The following is a 4252-nucleotide window of genomic DNA, read 5'->3' as shown; positions in this document are numbered from 1 at the left end:
GCATGCACCAGGCCATCGAGGGCGCGGCCGACAAGTTGACGAGGGCCCTCGAATCGGCGCTGGGCAAGCAGCAAGACCGCCAGCGGCGCCATGCGGGCACCGGTGAGCTGAGTGCCGACGTGGCCCGCGAGTTCGGCGAGGGCGTGCAGCCTGCGGCCGAGCCATGGTGATGCGATAGGTGCCGGGCGCAATGACCCATGAGAAAGGGCTGCTCACGCAGCCCTTCAGTCAGACGCCGGCAATCAGCCGATCTTGGCCAGTTTGACGCTCGTGGCCGCACCGGTCAGATAGCCCACCTGGGCGCCAAAGCGGTCCTTATAGTTGGCGCGCACCAGCGGGTCCAGCGTGGCCTTGACCACGTTGTGCAGCGGCACGCCCCAGTCGCCGGGATGCTGGAAGTTGCTGGTGATGTAGGTCCAGCCGTTGAGGTCGTCCACAACGCCCAGGCCGGTGGCCTCGGCGCCCGAGGGCATGGACACGAGGCGGGTCAGCGCCTTGGTGTCGACGTTGTAGGCCCAGACGAAGTTGTTGACGTGGTAGCTGCTGTCCTCGCCGATGAAGAGGGTGCGCAGCTTCTCCGAGAACTTCAGGTTGTCGGGCGCGCCAATCTTGTCGGGGTTGGCAAGGTTGCCCAGGGCGTCGGCCGTGGCGAGGTCTTCGCCGATGAGCAGGGTCTTGGTCAGTGACGGCACCCAGTCGCTGGTGATGGCACCACCTGCCGTGTCCTTCTGGCCCGTGCTCAGCGTGTGGGCCAGCACGCCGCCGGCGTTCAGCGCCTTGTCGATGGTGATGTTGGCGGCCTCGTTCCAGGCGGCGTTGCCACGCACCATGGAGCTCTGCATGTTCTGCAGCGCGGAGTAGGCGACCTTGTCCTTGGCGTTGACGGTCGTGCCCTCCATCTTGGTGAAGGCCATCGAGCCGCCCTTGAGCGCGGCGTAGCGGTGGGTTTCGAGGAAGGCGGCGGCCTTGTCCATGCCGGCCTTCACGCGCAMCCACTGCACCTTGCCGCYGAGCCAGATCTTGGTGAAGCTGGCGTCCAGCGGGTCGGTGGTGGCCACGTCCATGATGTCGGTGGCCTTGAGCGTGTCCGCCAGGGCCTTGATCTCGGCGCTGGTGGCCGAGCCAAGCTTGATCCAGCTGATGGGAGCGCCAGCGGCGGCCGTGTCCAGCGAGAAGCCGGCGCCGAACTTGGCCACAAACAGCGAGCCGGCGGAGAGGTCCTTCTCCTTGTCGGCCACGAACATGAAGAAGCCGCCGTTGGTGGCGTCGTCGCCCATGATGGCGGTGCGGTTGTCGGGCATGACCTGGATCAGCTCATGCGAGATACGGCCCAGGCAGTAGTGCTTCTTGATGGTGCCGCTGCCGTCGGGGTTGACGGTGACCTCCGGCAGGTGGCCGTAGTGGTAGGGGTTGGCCTGGGTCTCGCTGCCGAACAGGTTCTTGCTGTAGGCCTTGAACTGGGCGTTGCTGGCGATCGTGAAGGCGTCGGACTCGTACTCCTCGCTGGACAGGTGCGTGCCCCAGGGCGACAAGCTGGCGCCGCAGGTGATCCACAGGCCCATTGCCGGTGCGGTGTCGACGTTGTGGTATTTCACGAGCGACAGCTTGCCTGTGGCCGGGTCCTGGTCCAGCGTCAGCACGGCGATGGGCGAGGGCAGCTTGCCGTACATGTCGGTCTTGCCGTCCTGCGCCCAGGTCGTGTATTCGAACTGCACGACGGCGAAGACGGCGTTGCCCTTGATGCCGGCAACGCTGGCGTTGTCGAGCTTGAGCAGCGAGGTGCCGTCGGGCGAATCGCTGAAGAACTGGCGGTTCTTGTCGGCCACCGTCGTGTCGATGATGRGCTTGCCGGCGAAGTCGACATAGCCGCCCGCCAGCAGGGTTCCGCCCTTGCCGTCCGGCACCAGGTCGCCGGTCGTGAAGAAGGGGGCATACGACAGCGAGAAGCCCTGGGTGCTGTCGTCGCTGAACTTGACCATCAGCGTCGAGTTGACGAGGGTCTTGGCCATGTCGGCCGGGGTGGCGAGGCTGGGGGCGGCCATCGCGACGAAGCTGGCGGACGCGAAGCTGGGAGCGGGCGTGTTGTTGTCATCGCTGCCACCGCCGCAGCCGGTCAACAGGCCGGCGACAGCGGTTCCACCGAGGGGGAGCATCAGGGGAACGCCCATGTACTTCAGGGCGTGGCGACGATTCAGGGTCTGGGACATGTTGGCGGCTGCTGTTCAGGGACTGCACAGCCAGGCCCGCACACGCCGTGCGCCGGCCTGGCACGAGCCGCGCAATGTAGGGAGCTTGCATGTCGGCCGCGTGAAAACGCGGCCGACCCAGCGAGGGGTCAGCCCTTCGAGTCGTCGAGCAGGTTCGGCGGCGCGCCGAACATGAAGCAGTCGACAAAGCTGAAGTACAGCGAGGCGTAGAACACCGCCGCCAGCACCAGGAAGCAGGCCACCGAGGCCACCGGCGCGAACTGCAGCAGGCCGAGCAGGCCGAAGACCACGCTGATGACGCCGCTGCAGGCAAACATCAGCGCCGCCCACAGCAGGGCGTTCAGCGCGAAAGCGCCCTTGTTGCGCCACAGCGCCAGCGTGCTGGAGAACAGCGACTGGGCGGCGCTCTGCCCACCCCAATGCACCAGGGCCGGTGCATGCCAGTAGGGGATCGACAGTGCGGTCATGCCGACCGCGCGGACCATGAAGCCCCAGATCAGCCGCGGGTCGGCCGCGATGGCGGCGATCGCGTCGGCGTTCGCGTCGCGCTTCATCAACTCCATCAGCTCGTGGGTGACCTCGCCGTCGATCTGGTCGGCCAGCAGCAGGATCAGCAGCATGACCAGCGCAAAGCCCGCGCACAGCACGAACTGGTGGCGGCGCCGTTCAGGCGTCAGCCGGAAGGGAGCGATAAAGACGTCCACATGGGGCATCTTGCGCTGCAGCGCCAGATGCGTGGCCAGCATGAAGCCCAGCGAACAGACCGGAATGGCCATCAGGCCCAGCATGGGGCCGACGAAGGGCAGCGCGCTCAGCAGCATGGAAACCAGCAGCGCCAGGCCGAGCAGGCCCGAGAAGGCCAGTGGCTGGCGCCTGAAGATCTTGAAACCATGGCGTATCCAGAGCCGCCCGTTGCCGGCCGGCACCTGCTGCAAGTGCAGTTGCATCGTCATTCGCCGACCCCGCCGTGCAGTGCGTGCCAGGGCTTGGCGATGCGCTCGCGCAGCACGCGCTCGAAGTGGCGTGGGTCGTGGGCCTTGAGCAGCGAGGCCTCACGCGGCAAGTGAAGGTCAAAGAGGCGCGACACCCAGAAGCGCAGTGCCGCCGCGCGCAGCAGGGCCGGCAGCAGGCGATGCTCGGCGCCGGACAACGGCCGCTCGCTCTCGTAGGCGGCGACGAACACGGCGGCGCGCTCCTCGATGAGGCGGCCGTCGGTCAGGTCGATGCACCAGTCGTTCAGGCAGACGGCGAGGTCGAACAGCCAGGTGTCGACGCCGGCGAAGTAGAAGTCGAAGAAGCCCGTCAGGCGCTCGCGGCCGGGGCCTTCGCCGGGCTCGAACATGACGTTGTCGCGGAACAGGTCGGCGTGGATGGGGCCGCGCGCGAGCTGGGCATAGTCCTGCGACGCGGCGAGCTGTTCCTGGTAGGCCAGCTCGCTTTGCAGCAGCTCGGCTTCGGGGCCGCTCAGAAAAGGCAGGAGCTGCGGCACCACCTCGCGCCACCAGGCCAGGCCGCGCAGATTGGGCTGGTGGAGCGGGAAATCCTGGGCCGCCAGATGCATGCGCGCCAGCGTGGCACCCACCTGGCTGCAATGGAAGGCGTCGGGTGCCAGCTGGTGGCCGCCATGCAGGCGGTCGACGATGGCCGCGGGCTTGCCCGCCACCTCGAAGAGGATCTCGCCGGCGGCGTCCGCGTGCGGTTCAGGGACCGGCACGCCGCGCTGGGCCAGGTGCTGCATCAGGCGCAGGTAGAAGGGCAGTTGCTCGGCCGTCAGGCGCTCGAACAGCGTCAGGACATAGTGGCCACCTTGATTGGCATCCTGGCAATCGACGAAGTAGTTCGTGTTCTCGATGCCCGCGCCRATGCCGCGCAGCGAGCTGAGTTGCCCGAGGGCGAGATGGTCTAGCAGGGCTTGCGCCTGCGCCGGGCTGACTTCGGTGAAAACGGCCATGGGTCCAGAAAGCGACCCCGAGGGCCGCTTGCGATCAGAATTTGAGAACTCGCCAGACCCGCGCGCCCGAGCCGCTCTTGGGCATGCCCGTGCC

The 4252-nt window shown here is 67.2% G+C and carries 3 protein-coding genes; all 3 read right to left on the bottom strand.

Annotated features, from left to right (window positions below; translation table 11 throughout):
- Positions 1-242 precede the first annotated feature (242 nt).
- Positions 243-2207 (bottom strand): PhoX family protein, encoded by a 1965-nt coding sequence (locus tag ACXJKR_RS25805; RefSeq protein WP_457325233.1) that lies wholly within the window; start codon positions 2205-2207, stop codon positions 243-245.
- Between the two features lie 128 nt (positions 2208-2335).
- A complete protein-coding gene (locus tag ACXJKR_RS25800) occupies positions 2336-3154 on the bottom strand; it encodes a BPSS1780 family membrane protein (protein WP_056198476.1) in 819 nt (272 codons plus the stop codon).
- A gap of 2 nt (positions 3155-3156) precedes the next feature.
- Entirely contained in the window at positions 3157-4158 is a 1002-nt protein-coding gene (locus tag ACXJKR_RS25795) for a homoserine kinase (protein ID WP_457325232.1), read from the bottom strand.
- Positions 4159-4252: the final 94 nt, after the last annotated feature.

Source organism: Roseateles sp. P5_E11 (genome assembly GCF_054049355.1).
Note: the sequence above shows the minus strand (reverse complement) of the source record. Positions and strands in the feature narration are given on the sequence as shown.